The 26042-nt window shown below is 67.3% G+C and carries 25 protein-coding genes; 8 read left to right on the top strand and 17 right to left on the bottom strand.

The window, feature by feature from the left end; all coding sequences use genetic code 11:
- Nucleotides 1–21: 21 nt before the first annotated feature.
- The 13 genes from BLU18_RS02435 to coaBC form a co-directional block, all read right to left on the bottom strand.
- Nucleotides 22–1875, bottom strand: a complete 1854-nt coding sequence (locus tag BLU18_RS02435) for an ABC transporter substrate-binding protein (RefSeq protein ID WP_092630920.1) — start codon at nucleotides 1873–1875, stop codon at nucleotides 22–24.
- Nucleotides 1876–1972: 97 nt separating this feature from the next.
- On the bottom strand, nucleotides 1973–2539 hold the full coding sequence (gene hpt / locus BLU18_RS02430; RefSeq protein WP_092630916.1) for a hypoxanthine/guanine phosphoribosyltransferase: 567 nt from the start codon (nucleotides 2537–2539) through the stop codon (nucleotides 1973–1975).
- 41 nt (nucleotides 2540–2580) lie between these two features.
- Nucleotides 2581–3018, bottom strand: coding sequence for a type IV pilin N-terminal domain-containing protein (locus BLU18_RS02425; RefSeq protein ID WP_092630913.1), 438 nt, complete (start codon nucleotides 3016–3018; stop codon nucleotides 2581–2583).
- Nucleotides 3019–3077: 59 nt separating this feature from the next.
- Nucleotides 3078–4781: a Na(+)/H(+) antiporter subunit D gene (locus tag BLU18_RS02420; RefSeq protein ID WP_092630910.1), complete on the bottom strand. Its 1704-nt coding sequence runs from the start codon at nucleotides 4779–4781 to the stop codon at nucleotides 3078–3080.
- Nucleotides 4781–6436: a proton-conducting transporter transmembrane domain-containing protein gene (locus BLU18_RS02415; RefSeq protein ID WP_092630907.1), complete on the bottom strand. Its 1656-nt coding sequence runs from the start codon at nucleotides 6434–6436 to the stop codon at nucleotides 4781–4783. The genes BLU18_RS02420 and BLU18_RS02415 overlap by 1 nt, the downstream gene beginning before the upstream one ends.
- On the bottom strand, nucleotides 6433–7929 hold the full coding sequence (locus tag BLU18_RS02410) for a monovalent cation/H+ antiporter subunit D family protein (RefSeq protein WP_092630904.1): 1497 nt from the start codon (nucleotides 7927–7929) through the stop codon (nucleotides 6433–6435). The genes BLU18_RS02415 and BLU18_RS02410 overlap by 4 nt, the downstream gene beginning before the upstream one ends.
- Nucleotides 7922–8287, bottom strand: a complete 366-nt coding sequence (locus tag BLU18_RS02405; RefSeq protein WP_092630901.1) for a sodium:proton antiporter — start codon at nucleotides 8285–8287, stop codon at nucleotides 7922–7924. Before BLU18_RS02405 ends, BLU18_RS02410 begins: the two co-directional genes overlap by 8 nt.
- Nucleotides 8288–8812 carry an MnhB domain-containing protein gene (locus BLU18_RS02400; protein WP_092630898.1) on the bottom strand — a complete coding sequence of 175 codons (525 nt, stop codon included), beginning with the start codon at nucleotides 8810–8812 and terminating at the stop codon, nucleotides 8288–8290. It abuts the gene before it with no gap.
- Complete coding sequence (locus tag BLU18_RS02395) at nucleotides 8809–9345, bottom strand: DUF4040 domain-containing protein (protein ID WP_092630895.1); 537 nt, start codon at nucleotides 9343–9345, stop codon at nucleotides 8809–8811. The genes BLU18_RS02400 and BLU18_RS02395 overlap by 4 nt, the downstream gene beginning before the upstream one ends.
- Nucleotides 9342–9659, bottom strand: coding sequence for a monovalent cation/H(+) antiporter subunit G (gene mnhG, locus BLU18_RS02390; protein ID WP_092630892.1), 318 nt, complete (start codon nucleotides 9657–9659; stop codon nucleotides 9342–9344). The genes BLU18_RS02395 and mnhG overlap by 4 nt, the downstream gene beginning before the upstream one ends.
- Nucleotides 9656–9979: a cation:proton antiporter gene (locus tag BLU18_RS02385; RefSeq protein WP_092630889.1), complete on the bottom strand. Its 324-nt coding sequence runs from the start codon at nucleotides 9977–9979 to the stop codon at nucleotides 9656–9658. The genes mnhG and BLU18_RS02385 overlap by 4 nt, the downstream gene beginning before the upstream one ends.
- Nucleotides 9979–11061 carry a monovalent cation/H+ antiporter subunit E gene (locus BLU18_RS02380; protein WP_092630886.1) on the bottom strand — a complete coding sequence of 361 codons (1083 nt, stop codon included), beginning with the start codon at nucleotides 11059–11061 and terminating at the stop codon, nucleotides 9979–9981. Before BLU18_RS02380 ends, BLU18_RS02385 begins: the two co-directional genes overlap by 1 nt.
- Nucleotides 11062–11184: 123 nt before the next feature.
- Nucleotides 11185–12336, bottom strand: a complete 1152-nt coding sequence (gene coaBC, locus BLU18_RS02375) for a bifunctional phosphopantothenoylcysteine decarboxylase/phosphopantothenate--cysteine ligase CoaBC (RefSeq protein ID WP_092630883.1) — start codon at nucleotides 12334–12336, stop codon at nucleotides 11185–11187.
- Between the two features lie 103 nt (nucleotides 12337–12439).
- Between coaBC and BLU18_RS02370 the strand changes: the two genes are divergently transcribed.
- The 7 genes from BLU18_RS02370 (at nucleotide 12440) to BLU18_RS02340 (ending at nucleotide 20509) form a co-directional block, all read left to right on the top strand.
- On the top strand, nucleotides 12440–12697 hold the full coding sequence (locus BLU18_RS02370) for a zinc ribbon domain-containing protein (protein WP_143025215.1): 258 nt from the start codon (nucleotides 12440–12442) through the stop codon (nucleotides 12695–12697).
- Between the two features lie 39 nt (nucleotides 12698–12736).
- A complete protein-coding gene (locus tag BLU18_RS02365; RefSeq protein WP_092630877.1) occupies nucleotides 12737–13273 on the top strand; it encodes a type II toxin-antitoxin system RatA family toxin in 537 nt (178 codons plus the stop codon).
- Between the two features lie 73 nt (nucleotides 13274–13346).
- The gene (trkA, locus tag BLU18_RS02360) at nucleotides 13347–14684 is read left to right on the top strand and encodes a Trk system potassium transporter TrkA (RefSeq protein ID WP_092630874.1); all 1338 of its coding nucleotides are present in this window, start codon (nucleotides 13347–13349) and stop codon (nucleotides 14682–14684) included.
- A gap of 47 nt (nucleotides 14685–14731) precedes the next feature.
- A complete protein-coding gene (locus tag BLU18_RS02355) occupies nucleotides 14732–16336 on the top strand; it encodes a TrkH family potassium uptake protein (RefSeq protein WP_092630871.1) in 1605 nt (534 codons plus the stop codon).
- Between the two features lie 236 nt (nucleotides 16337–16572).
- Nucleotides 16573–19236, top strand: coding sequence for an alkaline phosphatase PhoX (locus BLU18_RS02350; RefSeq protein WP_092630868.1), 2664 nt, complete (start codon nucleotides 16573–16575; stop codon nucleotides 19234–19236).
- Between the two features lie 88 nt (nucleotides 19237–19324).
- A complete protein-coding gene (locus BLU18_RS02345) occupies nucleotides 19325–20083 on the top strand; it encodes a hypothetical protein (RefSeq protein ID WP_092630865.1) in 759 nt (252 codons plus the stop codon).
- 6 nt (nucleotides 20084–20089) lie between these two features.
- Nucleotides 20090–20509, top strand: a complete 420-nt coding sequence (locus tag BLU18_RS02340; RefSeq protein WP_092630862.1) for a hypothetical protein — start codon at nucleotides 20090–20092, stop codon at nucleotides 20507–20509.
- 190 nt (nucleotides 20510–20699) lie between these two features.
- Here the strand turns inward: BLU18_RS02340 and BLU18_RS02335 are convergent, their stop codons facing one another.
- The 4 genes from BLU18_RS02335 to gatC all read right to left on the bottom strand — a co-directional run bounded on the left by BLU18_RS02335 (nucleotide 20700) and on the right by gatC (nucleotide 24634).
- Nucleotides 20700–22352, bottom strand: a complete 1653-nt coding sequence (locus BLU18_RS02335) for a TrkH family potassium uptake protein (protein ID WP_092630859.1) — start codon at nucleotides 22350–22352, stop codon at nucleotides 20700–20702.
- Nucleotides 22352–23026 (bottom strand): potassium channel family protein, encoded by a 675-nt coding sequence (locus BLU18_RS02330; protein ID WP_092630856.1) that lies wholly within the window; start codon nucleotides 23024–23026, stop codon nucleotides 22352–22354. Before BLU18_RS02330 ends, BLU18_RS02335 begins: the two co-directional genes overlap by 1 nt.
- A 64-nt stretch (nucleotides 23027–23090) precedes the next feature.
- Nucleotides 23091–24359, bottom strand: coding sequence for an Asp-tRNA(Asn)/Glu-tRNA(Gln) amidotransferase subunit GatA (gatA, locus tag BLU18_RS02325; protein ID WP_092630853.1), 1269 nt, complete (start codon nucleotides 24357–24359; stop codon nucleotides 23091–23093).
- Entirely contained in the window at nucleotides 24356–24634 is a 279-nt protein-coding gene (gatC, locus tag BLU18_RS02320) for an Asp-tRNA(Asn)/Glu-tRNA(Gln) amidotransferase subunit GatC (protein ID WP_092630849.1), read from the bottom strand. Before gatC ends, gatA begins: the two co-directional genes overlap by 4 nt.
- A 96-nt stretch (nucleotides 24635–24730) precedes the next feature.
- Between gatC and trpB the strand changes: the two genes are divergently transcribed.
- On the top strand, nucleotides 24731–25882 hold the full coding sequence (trpB, locus tag BLU18_RS02315) for a tryptophan synthase subunit beta (protein WP_092630846.1): 1152 nt from the start codon (nucleotides 24731–24733) through the stop codon (nucleotides 25880–25882).
- Nucleotides 25883–26042 lie beyond the last annotated feature (160 nt).

The raw sequence follows: 26042 nt of genomic DNA, 5'->3' as shown, positions 1-26042 counted from the left end.
ACCGGTCGCCTCGACCCCCGCTCACGCGAAGTACCATGTTTGAGAGTCCCACACCGTGTTGAACTCGTCGGCGTAGCCCCGGACGTTGTCGGCGTAGCCCGTCACTTCCGAGGGCATCGTGAGGAAGCCGAAGGGTTGTTCCTCGCTGATGAGGCCGAACGCCCGCCCGAACAGCTCTTTCCGGCGCTCTTCGTCCGTCGTCGCCGACGCCTGTTCGTACAGCGACGCGATGTCCGCGTCGGGGTAGTAGCCGTAGAAGTTGATGCCGCCTCGCTTCTCGAAGAAGCCCTTGCTGGAGGCGGGCGTGAACGGATACGTGTTGAACTGGAGGTTGATGGACATATCCCACGGTTCGGCACTGGTGGCAACGTCGCGCGGACCGCCGTTGAACACGCCCGCGCTCCACTCGGGGTCGGTCCCCTCCGGGGGCGACGTCTCCACGTAGTTGCTCTGGAACGTCGACGTGGAGATGGCCTGTGGTTGGACGTCGATGCCGGCGTTCTCGCCGAACTCTTGGGCGACGAACTCGGCAACGGTTCCCTCGGTCGGTTGTCCGGAGTCGTAGTATATCGAGAGTGACACCTGTTCACCCGACCCGTCGACGAGTCGCTCGCCGTCGTAGGCGTATTCGGTATCGGAGAGAGCGGATTCGAGACGGGTGCGCGTCGCTTCGGGGCCGTACCGGTCGCCGACGCCGAACTCCTCCACCTCGCTGTCGTCGTACCACTGTGACCACTGGGGCTGCATGGTCTGGGCGACCTGTCCGTAGCCCCGCAGGACGTTCTGAATCACTGTCTCCTTGTCGACGGCGAACGCGAGGGCCCGCCGGACGGCCTTCGAGCGGAACGGTTCCCAACCGTTCGCCCGCATGTTGTAGACCAGAATCTGTGCGAACGGTTGCGGGGCGACGTTGACGTTGACGTTCGGGAGGTTCTCGAACCGCGTCGCCTTGTCCGGTGGGATGCCCGCCGAATCGACTTCGCCTGATTCCAGCGCACCGAGGCGCGTACTCTCCTCGCTGATGACTCTGAGGACCTGTTCGTCGAAGTACGGCGCTTCCCGGAATCGCTCGGGAATCCCGTCCACGTCGTGCAGGTAGTAGTCGTCGTTGCGGGTGACGGTGTAGCGGGCCGACCGTTCCCACGAGTCGTACGTGTACGGTCCCAGATTCCCCGTGTACGCCAGCGTGTTGAGTTCCTCGTCCTGCTGGAGTCCCTCGGTGTCCTGGTCGGGGACGTACTTCTCCAGGATGCCCTTGGGGATGCACAGCTGTCGCCACAGGACTGGCTTGAACGGGAACGAGGGGTCCACCTCGAACAGCTGGATTTCGAACGTCCGTGTGCCCGTCTGCTCAACGGGGATGGGTTCGCGCTGGCCGGAGTCGGGGTTCATCCGGAACCACGAGTCGGCGTTGGGGTAGCCGCTCCAATTGGGTTGGGCCTGGAAGACGTTTTTAATCATGTAGACCCAGTCCTCGGCGGTCATCTGCCCGTAGCCAGCGCCCCATTCGAGGTTCTCGCGGAGTTCGATTTCGTAGACGCGTCCGTCGTCGGTGGAGTAGTCGGCCCAGAGCGGGAAGATTTCCCGGTTGGGTTTGATCGCCCACATCCCGTCGAGTGTGGCGGTGACGTACGACCCAGACGTGGAGTCGGCGATGGTCAACCAGTTGAGCGACTGCGCGTCGACGCTGGACGCCGAAACGTACGTGCCCTGGACGCTCCGGTCCGTCGTCGACTCACCGCCGCTCCCGCCCCCCGAACAGCCGGCGAGGCCGGCGACACCCGTCGCCCCGAGGAGCCGCAACACGTCCCGCCTCCGTCGTCCCCGACGACCCGCCGTGCCCGAATCGCTTCGGCGGTCGTTACCAGACGGCATACCATGTCACTACGGCGGTGCCCACTAATACCCATCGGTCAGGCAAGAATCGCCCGACGCCGCCAGCATATCGCGGTGACGGCGCGGCGGGCGGCGACTATCCGTCGCCGTGCGAGTCGGTGATGATGACTTCGCCGTCCTCGACGGTGACGTTGATGAGCGTCTTGACGCTGTAGCCAGCGTCGTCGAGTTCGTTCGGGCCGGACTTCTTGATGACCGCCACCACGTCGGTCACCTCGGCGCCGATGTGTTCGAGAGCGTCGAGAATCGCCTTCATCGTCCCGCCCGTCGAGAGCACGTCGTCGAGGACGAGCACTCGGTCGCCCGCCTCCACGTCGTTGATGTACATCTCGCTCTCGGAGTAGCCGGTCTGGGCCGCGAGCGACACCTCGCCGTCGAGGCCGTACTGGCGCTTTCGAATGACGACCAACGGGATGTCGGTCATCAGCGAGACGGCGGTCGAGATGTGGATGCCCATCGCCGCCGGCGTGACGATTTTGTCCACGTCTTCGAGGTCCGCCTTGCGGATGATTTTGATGACGATTTCTCGCAGGAGTTCGGGACGAAGCATCGGCACCCCGTCGCTGACGGGGTGAACGAAGTATTCGTAATCCCCTTTCTCGATGATCGGCGCATCGAGGAGGGACTGCCGCAACTGGTCCATGCCAGCCGTATCCGGTGTCTGGAATAAAATCTGGCGATTCGTCATCTCGGCGCCTGCGTCCGCACCAACACCGTCGTCGTGCCGCCGTCGGCGCTCGTCCACACGACGCGGACTGTCTCGCCGTTCCAAGACTGTGTCGCCCCACTCTCGTTCTCGTGGGTGAGCGTGATGCTCGTGCCAGTGGTGATGGGGCCGTCGACGGACTCCCAGCCGTCGCCGGTGAGCAATCCCGAACTCACCAGCGTCTCCAGCGTCTCGTCGGTGGGGATGGTGCTGCCGCCGCGGTACGTTATCGTCACCGTCGAGTCGTCGAAGTCGGTGTCGAACGACGACTGCGGCGTCGCCTCGACGTTCTGCCCGATGTCGAGGACGAACACGCCGAGCGTCCCGGCGATGATGATGGTGAGTGCGACGAGGAGGAGGGCACCGGTCGCCTCGCTCTGTGCGCGTCCGTCGCTCCCCCACCCACGAACTCCCATAACCGAATATCAGTCGCTCGGCCGACAAAAAGATACAGGGCGCCCGTTGCCGAGACGCCTCACACCACGCCGAGCCACGCCAACACACCCGCGAGGACGACCATCAGGATGAAGATGCTGCTCCCGATGTTCGCCCGCAGCCGCGAGAGTTCGGTCGGGTCGGCGCGGAAGGCTATCGCACGCTCGACGACGCCGACGACGGCGCGGTCGACTGCCGCGTACGTCTCCGTCACGGCGTGGACGACGGCCCGCGTGCCGTAGAAGGCCAGCGGGTTGTACACCGCGTCGATGTCGGGGACGCGCCCGACTTTCGACAGCGGCTTCTTGAGGACGACGAAGCCGACGACGCCCGCCGCCGCCAGCGCGAGTCCCTCACCCACGTGGCCGAGGGTGAACGTGTGGAATTCGTAGGCGCCCTCAAGCGGCAGGATGGCGAAGAGGGCGTCGGGGACGACACCGAAGAAGACCAGCAGGACGGCCACGGAGCCCATCGCAACCTGCTGGATTCGGGGTGCCTGCGACACCGACGCCTCGCCCTCGTACGGCCCGTGGAGGAAGGCGTAGTAGCCGAACTTGATGAACGAGAGGAAGGTGCCGACGCCGCCGAGGAGGAGGAGATACCAGAGCGCGTCGAGGTGTTCGTGGTGGGCGGCGCCGATGACCATCCCCTTGCTGACGAAGCCGTTGAAGCCGGGGAAGCCGGCGATGGCCAGCGCCGCGATGGTGAACGCCGCGGCGGTGACGGGCATCTTCCGCGCCAGTCCGCCGAGGTGTTTCAGGTTCTCCTCGCCCGTCTGGTAGACGACGGCGCCCGCCGTCATGAACAGCAGGCTCTTGTAGAGGATGTGATTGAAGACGTGGCCGAACGCCCCCGCGGTGGCGAGGGCGGTGCCGATGCCAACCCCCGCGACCATGTAGCCGACCTGCGACTGGATGTGATAGGAGAGCAGGCGGCGCATGTCGTTCTGGAGGAGGGCGGCACCGGCGCCGAAGACGGCCATCGCGCCACCCATGTATGCCACCCAGAGGTTGCCCTCGGGGAACGCGCGGTACATAACGTAGACGCCCGTCTTGGTCGTGTAGACACAGAGGAAGACACTCGCCGCGATGTGGGGCCGCGGATAGGTGTCGGGCAGCCACGCGTGCAGGCCGATGAAGCCCACGTTGACGCCGATGCCGATGGCCATGAGCACCTGCGGAATCGTCCCCGCCATGCCGCCGGGTGCGGCGCTCAGGAGGAACGACCCCACCTCGACGTAGTGCCACGCCACCGCCGCGAGGACGAGGCTCCCGCCAATGCCGTGGAGGAGCGCGTATCGGAAGCCCGCACGGATGGCTTTCCCGCCGTAGTGCCAGACGAGAATCGTGCTCGTGACGGCCATGGCTTCGAGCCAGACGGCCATGGTCAGCCAGTCGCCGGCGAAGACGGCGCCCAGACTCGACCCGACGTAGGTGAGCGCGTACGCCGTCTGGTGGTTGTTCGCCTCCGTCGCCCACGAGTAGGTGACGGCGACGGTGGCGATGAAGGCGAAGACGAGGCCGACGACCCGCGAGAAGGGGTCGACCATGAAGAAGACGGCGTCGAAGCCGAACAGCTGGCCCGAGAGGTGGGTGCCCGCGGGAGCGACCCAAATCCAGACGGTGACCAGCGCCGTCGTGAGAGCGCCGAGCAGGTGGCCGAGGCGACGGCCGGCGAGTCCCGTCGCCATCGCCGCCGCGAGGACGAGGATGCCGGGCGGGAGCGCGGTGAGCGGACCAGCCATCAGACGTGCACCCCCGTCGCCGCCGCAACGATGACCTCGATGAGTCGGAGGAACACCGCCGTCCGCGGAATCACGCCGAGGACGACGGCCCCCGTCATGGCCGCGAGAATCGGGCCGAGCATGAACCACGTGCTCTCGCCGCCGCGCCACCCACGACGCTCCCAGCCGTCGGCCGGCGGGCCGCCGTGATGGCCGTCGTGTTCGTCCGCTTCACCGTGTCCGCCGTCGGTCACCGCGCCCGTGTCGTGGTCGTCGTGCTTGGGCAGGATAGAGCGCTCCTCGCCGCCGAGCGAGAACTCGATGAGCGGCTTGGCGTCGGCGGCGTCCTCGCTCTCGAAGAACGCCTGATAGAACACGGGCCAGAAGTACGCGATGTTGAGGATGCCCGAGAGGAGAAGGATGACGGCGAAGACGGCCTGTCCGGCGTCCACGCTCCCGATGAGGAGATACCACTTGCTGACGAAGCCGGCGACCAGCGGAATACCGGCCATGCCCGCGGCGGCGACGCCGAACGCGAGCATCGTCAGCGGCATCCGCTTGCCGATGCCCGCCATCTCGCTGATGTCGTCGGTGTGGGTCTCGACGTGGATGGCGCCCGCGGTGAAAAAGAGGGTGAGCTTCATGAACGCGTGAGCGGGGATGTGGAGGAGGCCGCCGACGATAGAGTGCGGGTCGAGGATGGCGATGCCGAGGACGATGTAGGAGAGCTGCGACACCGTCGAGTACGCCAAGCGGCGCTTGAGGTTGTCCTGTCGGAGCGCGATGATGCTCGCGATGAGCAGCGTCGCGGCGGCGACGACGGCCAGGGGAAGCCCCATCCCGAGCGAGCCAGTCAGGTCGACGCCGTACACGTCGAGGACGACGCGCGCGATGCCGAAGATACCGCTCTTGACGACGGCGACGGCGTGGAGCAGACCGGAGACGGGCGTCGGCGCCACCATCGCGTCGGGGAGCCACGAGTGAAGCGGCATGAGCGCCGCCTTCACGCCGAAGCCGACGATGAGGAGGGTGAACGCCGCCCGCGCGAGCATCGGGTCGGCGGTGGCGAGGCCGGCGATGCCGCCGGCGGTGAACGACGTCGTGCCGGCCATCGTGGCGACCATGACGGTGCCCGCGAGGACGGCCACGCCGCCGCCGAAGGTGTAAGTGAGGTACTTCCGACCGGCGGCCCGCGCTTCGGGCGTCTCGTCGTGGGTGACGAGCGGGTACGTCGCCACCGTCAGGAGTTCGTAGAAGACGAACAGCGTGACGAGGTTGGAGGCGAAGGCGACGCCGAGAGCGGCGGCGACGCTCGCGGCGAACGACGCGAAGTAGCGCGTCTGGGCGTGTTCGGAGAGGCCCCGCATGTAGCCGATGCTGTAGAAGCTGGTGACGAGCCAGAGGAGGCTCGCGACGGTGGCGAAGAGGAGGCCGAGCGGGTCGGCCTGCAAGGAGAGTTCGACACCAGCGACGAGGAAGCCAAAGGAGGCGACCCGCGTCGTCCCGGCAATGGCGCCGGGAAGCATGCTGGCGACGACGACGAACGCACTCGCCGCCGCGAGCACCGTCCACGCCTCGCGGAGGTTCGGCCGCCTGCGAGAGGCGAGAATCGGTACGATGGCGAGCGCCGCGATGGCGATTGGGAGCGCCGGTCTGAGTGAGGCGATTTCTGTCATGGCGAGAGGAGGCTATCGAGGGTCGGTTCGAGGATTGTCTGGAGGTCGGTGACGGCGAGGCCGAGGACGATGGCGACGACGGCTGCGCCCACGACGAGGGCGACGAGGCTCCGCGGGGGTGTCGTCGGGAGGAGGTCATCGCCTAAGCCGCCGTCCGCCGCGGCCACGTCGCGCGCCGTCGCCGGCGCGACGTACATCCGCTCGATGACGCGTGCGAAGTACGCGAGCGTCAGGAGCGTCGACCCGAAGATGACGACGGCGACGGGCCACGCCCCGGCCTGCACCGCGCCGAGGGCGATATACCACTTGCCGGCGAAGCCGACGGCGGGCGGGATGCCCACCATCGCGAGCATGAGGACGGCGCTCGCGCCCCCGAGCACGGGGTAGCGGTCGGCGAGGCCGGCGTACTCGTCGACCGTCTTCGCGCCGAGCACGTCGTCGACGGTGCCCGCAGTGACGAACAGCCCACCCTTCATAATCGCGTGCCCGACGAGGTGGACGATAGCGCCGAAGACGGCGGCGCGCGTGCCGATGGCGAGGCCGACGACGACGAGGCCGTACTGCGAGACGGAGGAGTACGCGAGCATCCGCTTGATTTCCGACTGGGCGACGGCGAGGACGCTCCCGACGACGATGCTCACGCACGCGAAGACGATGAGTGCCGTCCGCGCGACGGGCACCGCCTCGAAGAAGGCGGGCGTGTAGACGGTGTAGACGAGTCGCAGGAGTGCGTAGCCGGCAACCGTCGAGACGAGCGCGGCGATGAGCGCACTCACGCTGTCCGGGGCGTCGTTGTACGCGTCGGGTTGCCACGTGTGGAGCGGGAACAGCGCCGTCTTGGTCGCGAGGCCGACGACGATGAAGCCGAAGGAGGCGAGCACGAGCGTCGAGTCGTAGCCTGCCTCCGCGAGCTTGACCGACAGGTCGGCCATGTTGAGCGTCCCCGTCGCGACGAGGGCGTAGCCCACGCCGAGCAGGTAGAGCGACGCGGCGACGGTGCCGAACATGAGGTACTTGAGCGCCGAGACGGCCGACCGTCCGGTGCCGGCGCTCGCGACGAGGGCGTACGTCGCCAGCCCCGAGATTTCGAGGAAGACGTAGAGGTTGAACACGTCGCCGGTGACGGCCATCCCCGACAGCCCGGTGACCAACAGCAGGTACTCCGTGTAGAACGGCGTCCCGCTGGGGTCGTCCCGAATCGCGTACACGAGGATGGTGAGAGAGACGACGGCGACGAGGGTGACGACCACCGCCGACAGGCCGTCGACGACGAGTTCGATACCGTAGGGCGCGACGAACCCGCCCACCTCGGTCGAGAGCGGGCCGTTGGCGATGGCGTCGGTGCCGATCCACACGGCGAGGACCGTCTGGACGGCGAGCGTGCCGCCGGCGACGGCGGGCGGGCCGCGCTCGCTCGCCAACCCGGTGGCGACGGCGAGCACCGCGCCGAGCATCGGGACGGTGACCAACAGCGGGACGAACGCGTCAGTCATCGGCTCGCACCTCCGCGAGGGTGTCCTCGTTGACCGTGCCGTAACTCCCGTAGATGCGGATGACGAGGCCGAGGGCGACGGCGGTCAGGCTCACCCCGACGACGATGGCCGTCAGGATGAGGACGTGCGGAAGCGGCGAGACGAAGGGGCCGCCACCACCGCCGCTCTGGACGACGGGCGACTCGCCGCCGGTGCGGAACGCCGACGAGATGAAGAACACGAAGATGCCCGTCTGGAAGACGTTCAGGCCGATTATCTTCTTCACGAAGTTGTCGCTCTCTATCATGACGTACGCGCCGATGGCCAACAGGGCGACCACGACGAGGTACGTGTACTTCGTCGTCAGTAGTTCTATCATTCAGCGGTCCTCCTCCCCCGGTTCGGTGGCGTCGTACGCGCTGTCGAGGCCCGTCCCCAACAGGAAGAAGAGGCCGGTGATGACCCCGGAGACGACGACCCCGATACCGAGTTCGACGAGTTCGATGCTGTATTTGCTGCCATGGTGAATCGGGTAGAGCGTGAATTCGAGGAACGTCCCGCCGAAGGCGTAGGAGCCGAAGCCCACGAGAAGGAAAGTCCCGAGGCCGCCGAGGACGAGCGCCGCGAGCTGTTCGTTTCGAAGATAGGCCGCGATGGGTTCGATACCGTACGCGAACCCGAGCATGACGACTGTCGTCGCGGCGATGACGCCGCCCTGGAAGCCGCCACCCGCGGAGCTCGCACCGTGGAACATCACGAACAGGCCGAGGGTGAGCACGAAGGGGGCAATCACCCGAACGGTCGTCATGATGATGGTGCTCTCGACGTAGGGCGGGCGCTCCTCGCCGGGGCGGGAGAGCTGGCCTTCCAGTTCGTCGTCGGATTGGTCATCTCGTTCGCTCATACGAATTCCTCCTGCCGGAGCACGAGCAACATCGCGATGCCGGCGGCGAAGACGACTGCCGCCTCGCCGAGGGTGTCGAACCCGCGGTAGCCGACGAGGATGGCGGTCACGACGTTGGTCACGCCCGTCTGGTCGTAGGCGTTGTCGAGGTAGTACTGGCTCACCTCGCCGCCGAGGACCGGCGTCCCGCCGGCGCCCATCGCCGGGAGCGCCGGCACCGTCGCGCCGACGGTGACGACGATGGCGACGACAGCCAGTCCGGACCGGAGGCTGACGCCCTCGAAGCGCTCCGAGCGCGAGACGGTGGTTCGCGCGATGGTGAGCAAGAAGAGGACGGTGGTGATGCCCGCGCCGACCGCTGCCTCGGTGAGCGCCACGTCGGGCGCGCGGAGGAACGACCAGAGGACGGCGACGCCGAAGCTGTACCCCGCGAAGGCGACGATGCTGGCGACCACGTCACGAAGGAGCGCCGCGGCCAGCGCGCTGCCGACCATGAACACGAGGACGGCAGCGACGAGGAACTCGGCGCTCATTCCTCGCCCTCCAACTCGTCGCCCGCCGGTTCGACCTCCTGCTCTTTCGCGGCCCGGGCGATGGCGTGGGCCGCGGTCGGACTCGTCACGAACAGGAAGACGAGCAGGAAGACGAGCTTCAGCGACTCGGTGCCGAGTCCCAGGACGAGCGCAATGCCCGCGAGCGAGAGCACCGACCCCAGGGTGTCGCTCTTCGAGGCGGCGTGGAGCCGCGAGTAGAGGTCAGGCAGCCGGATGATGCCGACCGTCGCGACGAACCCGAAGAAGGTGCCGACGACGACCAACACCGCAGCGAGCGTCTCCAGCGGCGTCATATGACGCCACCCCACTCGACGGTGAACTTCGAGACGGCGATGCTCATGACGAAGTTGAGCAGGGCGTAGACGAGCGCCACGTCCAGGTAGCCGTACTCGCCGAAGGCGACGCTCACCAGCGCGATGACGATGACCGTGTTCGTCCCCACCACGTTGATGGCGACGATGCGGTCCTGCGTGGTCGGGCCGCGGACGACCCGGTACAGCAACACGACGGCGAAGGTGGCGAACGCGCCCGCGGCGAGGAGGAGAATCGTCGACAGCGTCGACGAGACGGCTACCTCGCTGCCGCCGCCCGCGGCGAGGGGTACGGGCAACATTAGGTCTCACCCTCCGTGGTGTCCTCGTCTCGGGCGAGTCGTTCGCGGGGCGACGCGATGCGCGCCGACTCCCGGCCGTAGAAGACGAAGCGGACGAAGCGTTCGAGCTTGCCTTCGAGCAGGTCGTCTTCCGCGTCGGGAATCAGCGCGTGGACGTGGAAGTGCTGCCGGCTCACGTCGATTGTCAGCGTCCCCGGCGTCAGCGTGATGGAGTTCGCGAGCGTGGTGACGGGGAGGTCACCCCACACCGCGGCGTCGAATTCGACGGTGCGCGGGTCGATGGGGAGACTGGGATGCAACACCACGTACGCGAGGGAGACGTTCGCCTTCGCAATCTCCCAGAGCAGGATGGGCGTGTAGAGTGCGATTCGGCCGAGCGTGACGCCGACGACCCGCAGGCGGGGCAGGTCACCCTTGAGCGCGACGCGAGCGAGCGTCAGCGTGACGGCGCCCGCGGTGACGGCGCCCGTCAGCACTTCGTAGCCGTCCGTCAGGTGCCACCCGCCGAGCGCGATGTAAAACAGGAAGGTGACGACGAACACGAACGCGAACGACGGCAGTCCGATGGCGGTAAAGGGCAGGCGGCGTCGCGTCTGTCGCGTCACCGGCGCTTCGAGTACGTCGAAGCCGCGGCGCGCGAGTTCCTCCTCGAACGACCGGAGGAGCGGGACGCTTCCCCCGGGGCGGAACGAGGGGTCGACGACGATTTCTCTCACGTCGTTGTGCTCGGCGTAGCGACTGACCACGTCCGCGAAGTCGGCGGGACTGAAGACGTACTCGTTCGTCCCGACGGTCGCCGATTTCACGGTGACGGTGCGTGGTTCGTCCTCGCCGACCAGTTCGTCGAGGTCCTCCTCCGCCCAAGCGACGACTCGGTCGAGGAGCGTCTCGGCGGCGGCGACGGCCGCGGGGTCCGTCTCGAAGATGCGCCACCGCGCGGGATAGACGAAGTGTATCGTCACGGGTTCGTCGGCGTCGGCCGACGAGTCGTGGGCGCGTTCGACGGCGTGAGCGACCGTCCGCCGCAGCGTCTCCGAGTCGCCGACGGGCACGAGGACGTCCCCGGGGTGTTCAGCCTCCATCCGGTGGTCGACCTCCGGCGACCCGAGCAGTGGCTCCCCCGTTCATACGTATCACTTCGTACCCTTCGGTTCCGGTTTGATAACTATTGCTATACCGTGTATCGCTGCCGGAGTGGCGCACAGTCAGTCGAGTTCGGCGGCGAGGTCGTCCGCGACGCGCGCCCCGAGTCCCGCCTTCGGTCCGGCGTACGTCTCCGTCGTCTCCCCGACGACCAGCGCCCGCGTCTCGTCGTCGCCCATCACCGTCGCGTCGTTGGCGACGACGAAGGCGAGGTCCACCCGGTCGCGGAGCGAGCGCGCGCGTTCCACCATTGCGTCGTCGTCGCCGCTGGTCTCGGCTTTGAACCCCACCATCGTGAGGTCGGGGTGGGCCTCGCGAACCGTATCGAGGAGTTTCGGCGTCGGTTCGAGCGTGAGCGTCAGCGACTCACCGGAGCGTATCTTCTCCGACGCCGTCTCGACGGTGAAGTCGCCGATGGCGGCGGCGGAGACGAGGGCGTCTGCGTCTTCGACGGCGGCCGTCGCGGCGTCGCGCATCTCCGCCGCGCTCTCGACGCGCCGCACGTCGGCGTAGGGCACGTCCGGGCCGTCGTGGACGAGTGTCACGTCCGCGCCGCGGACGTAGCAGGCGCGGGCGACGGCGCGGCCCGTCCGCCCCGACGCGCGGTTCGAGAGCGTCCGAATCGGGTCGACCGACTCCGTCGTCGCACCGCTGGTGACGACGACGTGACGGCCGTCGAGCGTCGCGGGCGCCGTCGCGCGCGCCGTCTCGGTGACGATGGCTTCCTCGCTCGCTATCTTCGCTTTCCCCTCCTCGATTCGCGGGTCGACGAAGTCGACGCCCCACGACTCGACGCGGTCGATGGCCTCCAACACGCCCGGGTGGTCGTACATGGGTTCGTGCATCGCGGGCGCGACGACGACGGGGACGTCGGCGCCAAGCGCCGTCGTCGCACAGGTCGTCACCGGCGTGTCGTCGACGGCGGCGGCGATTTTGCCCACGGTGTTCGCCGTCGCGGGCGCGACGAGTAGCACGTCGGCCCACCCGTCTCGCCCGCAGAGGTCGACGTGTTCGACCGCGCCCGTGATTTCCGTGACGGGGGCGTGCTCGGTGGCGAACTGGAGCGCCCACGGGTGGACGATGCGCTCGGCGCTCGGGGTCGTGACGGCTCGAACGGTCGCGCCCGCCCGCCGCAACTCGTGGGCGAGTTCCACCGTCGTCACCGCCGCGATGCTCCCCGTGACGCCGAGGGCGACGTTGGTGTCTGCCAGCATTCGTCCGCCCTTCCGCGCCGAGGGCCTTAAGCGCGGGTGGATGCGTACAATCCGCGTCGAAGTCTCCGAAACGTGTTTTGACGTGGCGGGTGTCACACCGGCCGTGACCCGCGAATCAGAGCTCATGCTGTACGCCCTCCTCGGGATTCCGGCCGTCGTCGTCGGGTTCGTCCTCCTCACGCTCGGACCGTTGGGGTGGTTTCTCGCCGCCTTCCTCGGCATCGCCGCCCTCGGAATCACGTCGCTCCGCGGCGACGACGAGAAGTCGGCCGACGGCCCGGAGCGCGTGAACTGCCCCCACTGTGGGTCGCGGACCGCGGCGGACGACGCCTGCGAGTACTGCGGCGAACCACTCGAGTAGGCGCGGAACGCTTACCACGATTCGGGCCGACCACCCGCCGTGGACCGAATCCACGTCAGTACGGTCGTCTGCCTCCCGCCCGAGGAGGTGTACGACTTCCTCGTCGACTTCCCGCGATACGCGCGCTACTCGGAGCATCTGACGGACGTGACCGCGAGGGGCGACGGGTCGCCGGGCACCGAATACCAGTTGCGCTTCGCGTGGTGGAAGCTGTCCTACACCGCCCACACCGAGGTGATCGAGGCCGACCCGCCCTCCAGCCTCGACTGGCGCGTGACCGAGGACGTGGACGCCCGCGGTCGGTGGCGGGTCGAACCGCTCGACTCGGTGCCTGCGGGCGTCCCCGGCGACGGCCCGGCCTGTCGGGTCCACCTTGAAGTCGAGTTCGACGCCGATTCCGCGAGCGGTGGGATGCTCGATTTGCCGCGGTTCGTCTCGCTCGATTGGGTGGTCGAGAAGGTGAAACCCGTGCTGGTTTCGGAGGCCGAACAGGTCGTCGAACGCATCGTCGCCGACCTCGAAGGGCGCCGCCGGGAGGTCGACCTCGTCGTCCACGAGGAGCCGGAGTCGGTGTGACTCCGCGAAGCGAAATCGTGAAACCGCAAGCGTGAGCACGTAGGGGCATGGTCACTCCCGGGGGCGGTCCAGTGTGCACATAATCATCGTCGGCGCGGGACAGGTCGGGTCGAGCATCGCCGCCGACCTCGCCGACTCGCACGACATCGTCGTGATGGACCGAGACGGCGACCGGGTCGAGGAACTGACGTACTCGCTCGACGTCCTCGCCGTCCAGGGCGACGGCACGTCGCTGTCGTCGCTGGAGGAGGCGGGCGTCGACGAGGCCGACATGGTCATCGCCAGCACCGACGACGACGAGACGAACATCGTCATCTGTGCGACGACACGCGCCGTGAGCGACGCTTTCACCGTCGCACGCGTGAAGAACACGGAGTACCTCCGGACGTGGGAGCGCTCCGAGCGCGCGTTCGGCATCGACTTCATCGTCTGTACGAACCTGCTGGCCGCCGAATCCATCGTCCGCGTCGTCGGCATCCCCGCCGCGCGCGACGTGGACTCCTTCGCCGGCGGGAGCGTCCAGATGGCGGAGTTCGAGATTCCGCCGGGGAGTCCCGTCACCGACCAGACCGTTGCGGAGGCTGACCGGTTCGAACAGCTCACCTTCGCCGCCATCCTCCGCGACGACGAGCTCGAACTCGCGCGTGGGGGGTCGGTGCTGCACGAACACGACCGGGTAGTAGTAATCGGCAGCCCGGGCGCAGTCCGCGGGTTCGCGACCAGTATCGCCCCGGACGAACCGCCGGGCACGGCGGAGGAAGTCGTCATCATTGGCGGGAGCGAAATCGGCTATCACGTCGCCCGCCTCCTCGGCGACCGGGGCTTCAAACCGCGCCTGATAGAACAGGACCCGGACCGTGCCCGGCTTCTCGCCGAGGAGCTCCCGAAGGCCGTGGTCATGCAGAACGACGCGACGGACATGGACTTCCTCGAACGCGAGCACATCGGCGACGCGGACTTCGTCATCGCCGCCCTCGACTCCGACGAGAAGAACCTGCTCGTCTCGCTTTTGGCGCGGCGCTTGGGCGTCGACCGGACGGTGGCGATCATCGACACGGCCGCGTATGTCGACCTCTTCGAGACGGTTGGCGTCGACGTGGCGGTCAATCCGCGCGAGGTGGTGGCCGAGGAGATTACGCGCTTCACCCGCGAGGGCGGCGCCGAGAACATCGCCATCATCGAGAGCGACCGCGCCGAGGTGATGGAGGTCGAAATCGACGCCGAGAGCGTCCTCGCCGGCCGACCGATTCACGAGTCGGTCCACGACCTGCCCGACGGCGTCGTCATCGGCGCCATCACCCGCGACGACGAGTTCGTCACGCCCCGTGGCGATACGGTCATCCAACCCGGCGACCACGTCGTCGTCTTCCTCGACACGAGCGTGGCCGACGAGGCGACGCCGTTGCTGTGACATCAGCAGGTTAAAGCCGCTCCGCTGGTCAACGCTTGACAGACTCGATGGCGATTCGTGTCGATTACCGGGCGAGTCTGAGCCTCGTCGGGAGCGTCCTCAAACACCTCTCCGTACCGCTGGCGCTCCCGCTCGCCGTGGCAGTCGCCTACGGCGAGTCCGTCGCGCCGTTTCTCGCAACCATCGCGGTGACCATCACGGTCGGCTGGTGGCTGGAACGGCTCCGTCCCGAACCCGACATCGGCGCGCGCGAAGGCTTTCTGATGGTCGCGGTGACGTGGCTGGCGGTGTCGGTCATCGGCGCGCTCCCGTATCTGGTCGAGGCACACGGCCTCCCGGGTCTCGCCCCGGCGACGGCGCCGGACTCGACGCTCGCTCATCCCGCGAACGCGCTGTTCGAGAGTATGAGCGGATTCACGACGACGGGGGCGACCGTCCTCGGGCAGATTTCGCTCGACGCCCACGGCCACGGCATCATGCTCTGGCGACAGCTCACCCAGTGGCTCGGCGGGATGGGTATCGTCGTCCTCGCGGTGGCGATTCTGCCGGAGCTCTCGGTCGGCGGGGCGCAGTTGATGGACGCGGAAGCGCCGGGGCCGGGCATCGAGAAACTCACGCCGCGAATCGCGGAGACGGCGCGGGCGCTCTGGGTTGCGTATCTGGGATTCACCGTCCTCGAAATCGTGTTGCTCTACGGACTCCACCGCGCGGGGATGGCGCCCGGGATGGGCGTGTACAACGCCGTCGCCCACGGGTTGACGACGCTCCCGACCGGCGGATTCTCGCCCGAGGCGCGGAGCATCGAGGCGTTCTCCGCCGCCGTCCAGTGGCTCATCATCCCCTTCATGGTCGTCGCGGGGACCAACTTCGCCCTGTTTTGGCACGCGCTGACGGGCGACCCGAAACGGCTTCCCGGCGACTCCGAGTTCCGATTCTACGTCGGTGCGATGGCCGTCCTCACAGGGCTAGTGGCGGCGGTTCTGTTCGTCGGGCACGGAATTTCGACGGCCGTTCCCGCGGGCGGGACGTACGACGCCGCCTACCTCGACGGTATTCGGGCGACACTCGTCGGCCACGTCGAACCGTCGCTCAGACACGCGGCGTTTCAGGTCGTCTCGCTAGTGACCACGACCGGGTACGCCAGTATCGACTTCAACGCGTGGGGACCGTCGGCGCAGTATCTCCTCCTCTTCGGGATGTTCATCGGTGGGTCCGCCGGGTCCACCGGTGGGGGTATCAAGGTCGTTCGGTGGTATATCATCCTGAAGTCGATTCGGCGGGAACTGTTCACGACGGCACACCCCGAGGCCGTGCGCCCGGTCAGACTCGCCGGCCGGACGGTCGACGAGCGGGCCATCCGTGGTGTCTACGCCTTTACGCTCCTGTACTTCGTGCTGTTTTTCGTTGCGACGGCGCTGCTCTTCCTCGACGCGGCCCGGATGGACCTCTCGCTGTCGGTGCTCGAAGTCATGAGCGCCGTCGCCGCGACCCTCGGCAACGTCGGGCCGGGATTCGGTCTCGTGGGACCGATGGGGAGTTATCTCGACTTCTCGTCACCGGCGAAGCTCTTCATGATCGTCCTGATGTGGATTGGACGGCTGGAAATCCTACCGGTGTTGGTCGTCCTGACGCCCGAATACTGGCGCCAGTAGCCGAGAATCAGCGCTGAAAATTGGCGGGGTACGTTTATCCTCCAGATTTGGATACACCCAAATGCGACCGCTCGTTTGCCGGCGAGCGGGTGGGGAGCGAGGTTTGTAGAGATATCCGTATCTCTCTCGAATTCTGTTGTGGGAGACACCAGCACACTCCGCGAACGACAATTTTCTTTCACAAATATATCAAAAATATAAACTGTCTTTGTACCTCTCACTCGCGGATTACCCGCATGGTCGATCTAACTCGACGCAGCTTGATGGCGACGTCAGTCGCCGCGGCACTCGGGGCTAGCGTCTCCGGGGTCGCGAGCGCAGAGGAAGTAGCAGAGACGGACACGCCGGGCGCGCCGAGCGTCAAGGGGGAACTCAAGCGGTTCTCGACGACGGCGTTCGGTGCCGAGGTGACGGGTCCGTTCGTCTTCGACGACGGCTCGTTCCTGTACAGCCTCCAGCACCCCGAGGGCGAGAATCCGGAGCCATTCGGCCGGGCGGCAGTCGGTTACTTCAGCGGCTTCCAGTTCTCTTTCGACGGGTCCAACGACGACTTCACCGAAGTCGGGATTCCGGACACCGAAGCCAAACAGCGACAGATTCGGTCCGAATCCGGCGACTACGAGATTCTGTTCCAAGGGCGCGAGCCGATTCGGGGCGGCGAGGCGCGCCTCGGCGTGACGCAGACGCCGGACGGCACCGACATCACACAGGACACCTTCGCGGGCACGCAGTACGGCGGGGCGGCGACGAACCCCGACTGCAACCAGTTCGTTCCCACGAACGACGAGGGCACCGAGGGGTATCTCTTCACCAACTGGGAGAACAGCCCCGGGTGCATCTCGCGGGTCTTCATCAGTCAGGACGGGGAGGGCGAGTGGAGCGCCGACCTAGACGACGCGATGAACCTGACGAACACGTCGTCGTTCCGCGATATCGGCGGCACGCGCATCAACTGCTACGGCGACCTCAGCCCGTGGGAGACGATGATTTCCTCCGAGGAGAACTACGCCCACACCCGTGTCTCACTCACCAACACGGTCGGCGACATCGTCGAGAACGGGAGCGGTGAGGGGCTCGTGGGTGGCTGTCAGTTCTGGAACCGCCCGAACCCGACCGAGATTTCCGGTGCCATCGACACCTACGCCGACGACGGCGACGTCGACACCAACTGGAGTCCGCAGGGGTACTGGGCACTCACCGGGGTCGAGTTCCTCGCGTACCACCTCGGCGCGGAACCGTCCGACCAGAGCGGTGAGGACAACCTCGCCACGACGCCCATCGACGACGTCTACCCGAACCCCTACCGCTACGGCTACCACGTCGATATCCGACAACCGGCCGCCGAGACACCCGACCCGATCAAGTACTGGGTGATGGGTCGGAGCGCGTGGGAATCCCCCGATATCCAAGGCGACCGCAAGACCGTCTACAGCTGTGCCGACGGCGACAGCAAGGGTATCTACAAGTTCGTCGCCGACGAGCCAATCGACAGCTACGACGACACCGACGACATCGCGGGCACGCTCTACGCGCCGAAAATCACGAACGACGCGGCCAACGCCAGCGAGGCAGGCCAGCGCAACTCCCCGGCCCAGACCCCGCTCGAAATCGAGTGGATCGAACTCGGCCACGCCACCAACGGCGAGGTCGAATCCTGGATCGCCGAGTACGACGACGTGACGCAGGTCGACTACCTCGAAACCCACGCCGAGACCAGCTGGCAGAACGATCCCGCGGCGGCGCTGAAGGAAGCCGACCTCGAAGTCATCGAGAACGGCAACCAGAACTACATCACCAACGAGGAAATCGTCCGATGGGCCGAGCAGTACGAGGCCAACGGCCCGGACGGCGTCGATGAGGAACTCCGCCGTGTTCCCTTCCTCGAGACGCGCGCCGCGGCCAAAGAGATCGGCGCCTCCATCGAGTTCAACAAGGCCGAGGGTGTCGACAGCGTCGACGACTCCCAGCCCGGTGACCTCGTCTACTTCGGCATCTCCGAGTTCAACGACGACCTGGCAAACGACGAGGGCGATATCCAGATGGACCGCGTCGACGGCGGCGTCGTCTACCGCGCGGAGCTCGAACCCAACTACAACGTCTCGACGCTCGAACCGGTCATCACGGGGCCGGACTTCACCGACGGGCCGGAGGATGCCGACGACGCCCTCCGCAACATCGACAACGTCTACACGATGCGCGACGGGCGCGTGATCTGTTGTGAAGACGGCTTCGGCGGCCCGGCCCGCTCGTACCCCAACGACGGCCTCTACGTCTTCCAGCCGAACGTCATGCTCGACGTCGACTCGATGGCCGTCGGCTACGGCCAGACGGGCGAGGTCGAACTCACCGCCTCGGCGCTGCCGACCGGCTTCTCCGGCGGCGAACTCACGGTGTCGGTCACCAACCCGGACGTGGCCACCATCACGGGCGTCGAGTTCCCCGAGAACCTCGGCCTGACCGAGAGCTCGGCCAGTACCGACGGGTCGAGCGTGACGATTCGCGTCGCGGACACGGACCGAGCGATTCAGAGCGGCGGGCGGAAGATTCCGCTCGCCACGCTGACGGTCCGCGGCGTCGATACGGGGACGACGGACCTGCAGGTCGAGGTGGAGAGCCTCGACAACGAGGACGGCAACGCCATCGACACCGAGGCGCGGTCGGGAGTGCTCGTCACCGGTCCGCCGACGGTCACGGGCGGAAGTGCCCCGACCGACCCCGACGGCGACGGGTTCTACGAGGACCTCAACGGCAACGGCCGCCTCGACTACGAGGACATCGAAATCCTCTTCGACAACTTCGACGCCGACAGCGTGACGATGAACAAGTCGGCCTACGACTTCAACGAGAACGGCCGCCTCGACTTCGACGACATCGTCGACCTCTACGGAGAGGTCAACTGATCCGACGGCGGTAGCGGGTCAGTCACGGCGAGCGCTCGTCGGTCACCGACCGACCGCGCTCGGCCCCACCGCCACCTTATTTAACACAATGATTCGACGCATTCGTTCCACACTGAGTCCACGTTCGATACTCGCCGACGCTCGCCAGCGACGCGTCGCGACTGCAGTCGCGCTGGTGGCGCTCGCCCTCCTCGGGGCGGTGGCGGCGACGGGGACCGCCGCGGCACAGAGCGACCAACCAACCGTCGTCGTCACCGACGCCACGGCGACGGCGGACGGCACGGCGACGGTCGGCATCGTCCTCACGAACGCCCCGAACGGCCTGGCGGGGTACTACCTCGATATCACCGTCGAGACGCCCGGGACGGCCCGCATCCAGTCCGCGAGCTATCCCGACCGCTTCGGGCTGACGACCGAGCCACAGATTGGCTCAGACGGGACGACGGCCACCCTTGAAGCGGCCGACATGGAGGGCGCCGTCGAACCCGGGGCGACGAACGTGACGCTGGCGACGGTCGAAATCGCCGGCGCCGAACCGGGCGAGGCGACCCTCTCGGTCACGCCCCGGCAGTTCGACGCCGACACCGGGAACGCCTTCGAACCGGCCACGCAGTCCGGGACCGTGACGGTGTCCGACGGCGCGACGACGCCCACCGCAGACGCCGGCTCCACCGACGCCTCGAACGGCGGTCAGTCGAGCCAGTCCGACGCCTCGACGGCCGACGGGACCGACGCGGGCCCCACCGACACCCCTGCACCGACCTCCGGATTCGGAACCTTCCCGACACCGCTCGTGGTCGTCGCCATCGCGCTCCTGCTCGGCGGCGCCCGCTGGCGACAGCGCTAACACACCATGTCCTCACACGCACACGACGCCATCGACGGCACGGAATCGACGTATCGCGAGTACGTCCTCGACGTTCGCATCGCCGAGGCGACGGCCGACGACGAGACGGTCTACCGATTCGAAGCCCCCGACCACGTGGGGGCTGTCTTCGAGGACCCCGAGGCCGCGACCCTCTACGCCGACGTCTTCTTCGACGTCAACGGCTTCGACGAGGTGGATGTCGGCGACCGGGGCATCCCGCCGACCATCATCCAGGCTGGCCGCGACACCCTCGTCGCGTATTTCCTGACGCAGTCGTACGCGGACCAGCTGTGGGTCGCGTCGTTCTACGGACTGAAGCCCGAGAAGATCGACCGCTACGTCAATCGAGTCCGCAAGCGTGCGGACCGCGTCCGCGAGGGTGTTCGCGACCGCGACCTCGACTGACCCCCGAGTATCGCGAGTGAGAATTCGGGCCATACCGTTATATCTGCACCCGGTCGCAATGGAGATGGGCGACCCGGTTCGGCGCCGGGACGGCGTTCGTCGTCCGGCCGACTAACGTGGCGCGCTTCCGGGGGGAACGTGCCAAGAGTCGGACCGGGACGCCTCTCGCGTGTGACACCCTCTTCGGCCGTCACGGATTCAGGCCGTAGAGCATCGACCGAACGAAGACGAGCACTGGAATGATTTCCAGCCGTCCGATCCACATATTGACGACGAAGGCTCCCTCGGCGACGACGGGCATCGTCGGCCCGGTGATACCCGTCGAGAGGCCGACGTTCCCCTGTGCACTCGCCACCTCGAAGAGCGCGTCGGCGTAGGTAAACTCCGGTCCGGCGACGTTGACGAGGAGGAGGCTACTCGCGGCGAGAAAGAGTAGCCACAGCAGGGAGACGATGGCCGCCTCGCTGAACTCTCGTTCCATCGTCTCGCGGTCGAGGAGTCGGTCGCCGATGCGTGCGTTCACCACGGCGTTCGACGGCAGGAACACCCGCGAGAACTGCCACTTGATGCCGCGGACGATGGTGTAGCCGCGGATGATTTTCAGGCCGCCGACCGTCGACCCCGCCGCTCCACCGAGCGTCATCGCGCCCGCGACGAGCAGTTTCCCGCCCGCGGCCCAGCGATCGATGGGCGACGACTGGAACCCCGTACACGAGAGGGCGCTGACGAACTGGAAGGTCGAGTCGCGAATCGCGTCCACGACTGGCGCCGCGATGCCAAGCGAGCGGAGACTGGCGTAGTTCGCCGTCCCGGTGAACGCGCCCGTCGGGAGCGTGACAGCGTTCTGAACCGACAGCGCGATGGCGCCGACGACGAGGAGGACGAACAGCCACCGGGTCTGGATGTCGGTCCAGAGCTGGCGCACGTCTCGGTCTCCGAGGACGGCGTAGTGGACGGGGAAGGCGATGGCGCCGAGAGTCATCACGGGCAGCAACACCGTCTCGATGAGCGGCGAATCGTAGGTGGCGATGGAGTTGTCGGTGACGCTGAATCCGCCGGTCGACAGCCCCGTCATCGCGTGGTTGAGTGCCTGCCAGCCCGCCTGCCAGAGCGGGAGCGAGGACCCGTAGTCGCTCGCGCGGATGGCGAGAAAGAGCGCCACGATAGAGAGCAGCGTGTAGCCGAGGAAGAGCTTCCAGACCGTCCGCACCGTCGAGACGATGCTCGGGTGGATGCGTTCCTCTCGCGTCTCACTCCGGTAGAGGGCGTAACTCCCGCTTCCGGGCCGGGAGAGAATCGTCACCGTCAGCACGATGACACCCACCCCGCCGACGTACTGGATGAGCGACCGCCACCACTGAATCGTCCGCGGGAGCGACGGTTCGTGGACGGCCATCGTGAGACCGCTCCCGGTCCACCCGCTCATGCTCTCGAAAAGAGCGTGGACGGGGTCACGAAAGACGTAGAGACTCGACGCCGCGTAGTCGGCGCCGGCGGGAACGAACCCCGAGGCGACGGCCTGTGGCGTCATCGTCGCGGTCAGGAAGAAGGGGAGGGCGCCGAAGACGGCCGTACAGAACCACCCGGACGCCGCCACGACCATGCCGTGTTTGAGTCGTGGCTCGGGGGCGGCGGCGAAGCGACGGCGGGCCGCGACGCCGACGCCGGCCGTCACCGCCGCGGCGAACAGGAACGCCTCTGCCGCGTAGTACTCGCGGGCGAGCAACGCCACGCCCACCGAGAGCGCCATCAGCGCCGCCTGCATCACCAGGAGCGACCCCACGTCTCGGGCGATGGTCGCGAGGTCGGCGGGGACGCCGGCGACGGTGCGACGCCGGGGCATCACTCGTCCCCGGTGTCGAACGCCGACGTGACGCCGTCGGTCACGCCCGCCGCGGCGTAGACCGTCAGCCTGTCACCGGCGCGAATCGTCGTGCTCCCGCGGGGGACGACTGGCGACTCCGCGTCCGGGCGCTCGATGGCGACGATGAAGAGGTCGTCGTCGAGCAAGCCCGCCTGCGCGGCTTCGGAAATCGTCGTGCCCGCCATGGGCGCGCCCGCGTCCACGTCGATTTCGAACACCTCCGCTTCCTCGCCGACCTGCATGTAGTCGACGATGGAGGGGCGCTCAACGGCGCGATACAGGTACTCGGCGATGAGTCGCTGCGGGTTCTGCATCGTGTTGACGCCCACTCGCTCGAACAGGCTCATGTGCTCGGGATTGTGGACAACCGAGACGACGTTCGGCACCTCGAGTTCCTGACTCAGCAGGCAGACCATGATGTTGACCGCGTCGCGGTCCGTCGTCGAGATGAGCGCGTCGGCCCGGTCGGCGCCCGCGTCGACGAGCGTCTCCTTGACCGTCGCGTCGTCGTTGATGACCAGACAGTCGTAGTGAGCGGCGCGTTCGGCGCGCTCTTCGTCGTGTTCGACGACGACCACCTCGTTGCCGCCGCTCGTGGCGACTTCGATCAGCGGCGTGCCGATGTCGCCGGCGCCGACGATGACGATATACATCTGTGGACACGTCGCACAGGTCGAAAAGAAAAACTGTCGCCTCAGTACGGTCGTCGGCCCGTCCTCACTCCAGCGCGCTCGCCGCGCGAATGATCTCGCGTTCGCCGAACGCGGGGCCGATCAGCTGCAGGCCGACGGGCAGGCCGTCGGCTTCGCCCGCTGGCACGGAGATGGCGGGCAGGTTGGCGAGATTGACCGGCACCGTGTTGGCGTCGGCGAGGTAGAGCTGGAGCGGGTCGTCGAGGCTCTCGCCGAGTTCGAAGGGGAGCACGGGCATCGTCGGCGACGCGAGCACGTCCGCCTCGCTGAGCGCGTCGTCGAACTCCTGTTTGAGCCACGCGCGGGCGTCCTGTGCCTTCGCGTAGTACTTGTCGTGATATCCGGCGGAGAGCGCGTACGTCCCGAGGAGGACGCGGCGCTTGACCTCGTCGCCGAAGCCCTCCTCGCGGACCGCCGCGAAGGATTCGTTCCAGTTGCCCTCGGCGTCGGTGTCGGGGCCGTAGCGCACGCCGTCGAAGCGCGCGAGGTTCGACGACGCCTCGGACATCGCGATGACGTAGTACGCCTGCACCGCGCGCTCGACGGCGGGGAGGCTCACGTCCTTGACCTCGGCGCCCTGTGACTCCAGGTCGTCGAGGGCGGCCTCGAACGTTTCGACGACGCGTTCGTCGGCGCCCTCGACCAGTTCCGTCGGGACGCCGATGGTGAGGCCGTCTACGTCGCCGTCAGCGGCGCTCGCGTAGTCGGTGTCGGCGCCCGCCTCGCGCGTCGTGGCGTCGCGTTCGTCGGGGCCGGCGATGACGTCGAGGGCCTCGGCGGCGCCCTCGACGGTGGACGCCAGCGGGCCGATCTGTTCCAGCGAGTTGGCGTAGGCGACCAGTCCGTACCGGGAGACCAGTCCGTACGTCGGCTTGATGCCGACGACGCCGCAGAACGCGGCGGGACAGCGGACGGAGCCACCGGTGTCGCTGCCGAGGGCGATGTCGGCCTCGCCGGCGGCGACGGCGGCGGCGCTCCCGCCGGAGGACCCGCCGGGCACTCGGGACTCGTCGACGGGGTTCTTGGTCGGGCCGAACGCCGACGTCTCCGTCGTCGTCCCCATCCCGAACTCGTCCATGTTGGTCTTGCCGACGATGGTCGCGCCCGCGTCTTTCAGGCGTTCGACGACCGTCGCGTCGTACGGCGGCACGTAGTCGGCGAGCATCTCGGAGCCACAGGTGGTCCGGACGCCTGCCGTCGAGATGTTGTCCTTGACGGCGACGGTGCGGTCCGCGAGGGGGCCGTCGTCGGCGCCCTTGATGTCCGTCTCGGTGATGAACGCGTCGTGGCTCATGAGACGCTCGGTCCCTTGAAGTAGCCGTCCTCGGTTTCCGGGGCGTTCTGGAGCGCCTCCTCCTGTGACAGACCCTCGCGCACCTCGTCGGGGCGCATGACGTTCACCAGGTCGGCCTCGGCGTCCACCTCGGGCACGTCGTCGAGGGCGTCGAAGTAGGAGAGAATGTCGGCGAACTGCACGGCGAAGCGGTCCACCTCCTCCTCGTCGAGGTCGATCCGCGCGAGGTCGGCCACGTGGCGTACCTCGTCGGGGTCGACCGGCGTCTCGCTCATGTCTCTGGGCACTGCCGGGCCGGCACTAAGGGTTTCGGTCCCGCCGCTGGCGACGGCCAGTAGCGCTTATGTGACTCGGGCAACCACGCTCCGCCGATGGTCGACGGAACCTTCGGCGGCTACGGTGGCCGTCACGTCCCCGAAGCACTCGAAGAGCCCCTCAAACACCTCGCGAACGCGTACGACGAAGTCGCGACGACCGAGGAGTTCCAGTCGGACCTGCGCGACCTGCTGGAGACGTTCGCCGGGCGCCCGACGCCCATCTATCACGCCCGCAACCTGAGCGAGCGCTACGGCGCCGACATCTACCTCAAGCGCGAGGACTTGCTCCACGGCGGCGCCCACAAGATAAACAACACGCTCGGGCAGGCCCTTCTCGCGAAGCGAGCGGGCAAGGACCGCCTCATCGCCGAAACCGGCGCCGGCCAGCACGGCACGGCGACGGCGATGGCGGGTGCGCTCCTCAACCTCGACACGGAGATTTACATGGGGAAAAAGGACGTGGAGCGCCAGAAGATGAACGTCTTCCGGATGCGGCTGATGGGCGCGACGGTCAACGAAGTGACGCGCGGCGGCGCGGGCCTCGCCGACGCCGTCGACGCCGCCCTCGAAGACATGGCCGAGAACATCGAGGACACCCACTACCTCGTTGGGAGCGTCGTCGGCCCCGACCCCTTCCCGCGGATGGTCCGCGACTTTCAGTCGGTCATCGGCGAGGAGGCGCGCGAGCAGACCCTCGACCGCCTCGGTGAACTCCCCGACGCCGCGGTGGCCTGCGTCGGCGGCGGGTCGAACGCCATCGGCCTGTTCCACCCCTTCCGCGACGATCACGTGGCCTTCTACGGCGCCGAAGGCGGCGGCGAGGGCGAAGGCTCCGGCCGCCACGCCGCACCACTCGCCGAGGGTGAAGACGAGGTCATCCACGGCATGAAGACGCGCGTCATCGACGATGATACGGAGGTTCACTCGGTGTCGGCAGGGCTCGACTACCCCGGTGTTGGCCCCGAACACGCCATGTTCCAGTCGGTCGGTCGAGCCACCTACACCGCCGTCAGCGACGACGAAGCGCTCGCCGCCTTCCGCGAACTCTCCGAGACGGAGGGCATCATCCCGGCGCTCGAATCGAGTCACGGCGTCGCGCTCGCCATCGAACTGGCGGAGGCGGGCGACCACGACACCATTCTCGTGAACCTCTCCGGGCGGGGCGACAAGGACATGGAGACGGCCGCGGAACACTTCGATCTGTAGCTGTACCACCCCGCCCCGCGCCGTTTACTCACGTCGAACAGCCGTGGCCCAGTCTATCGAATTACGGTTGCCTACTAGCCGTTCGGAATCTACAACTCCCTCCACATTTGTTTAGGCCTGCCAAAATTGAGGGTGATAGCGGGTGTACTGCCGGTTCTGT

Origin of the sequence: Haloplanus vescus, assembly GCF_900107665.1 — an archaeon.
GTDB lineage: Archaea > Halobacteriota > Halobacteria > Halobacteriales > Haloferacaceae > Haloplanus > Haloplanus vescus.
The sequence above is the reverse complement of the archived record's forward strand: the minus strand, read 5'-3'. Positions and strand labels throughout refer to the sequence as shown.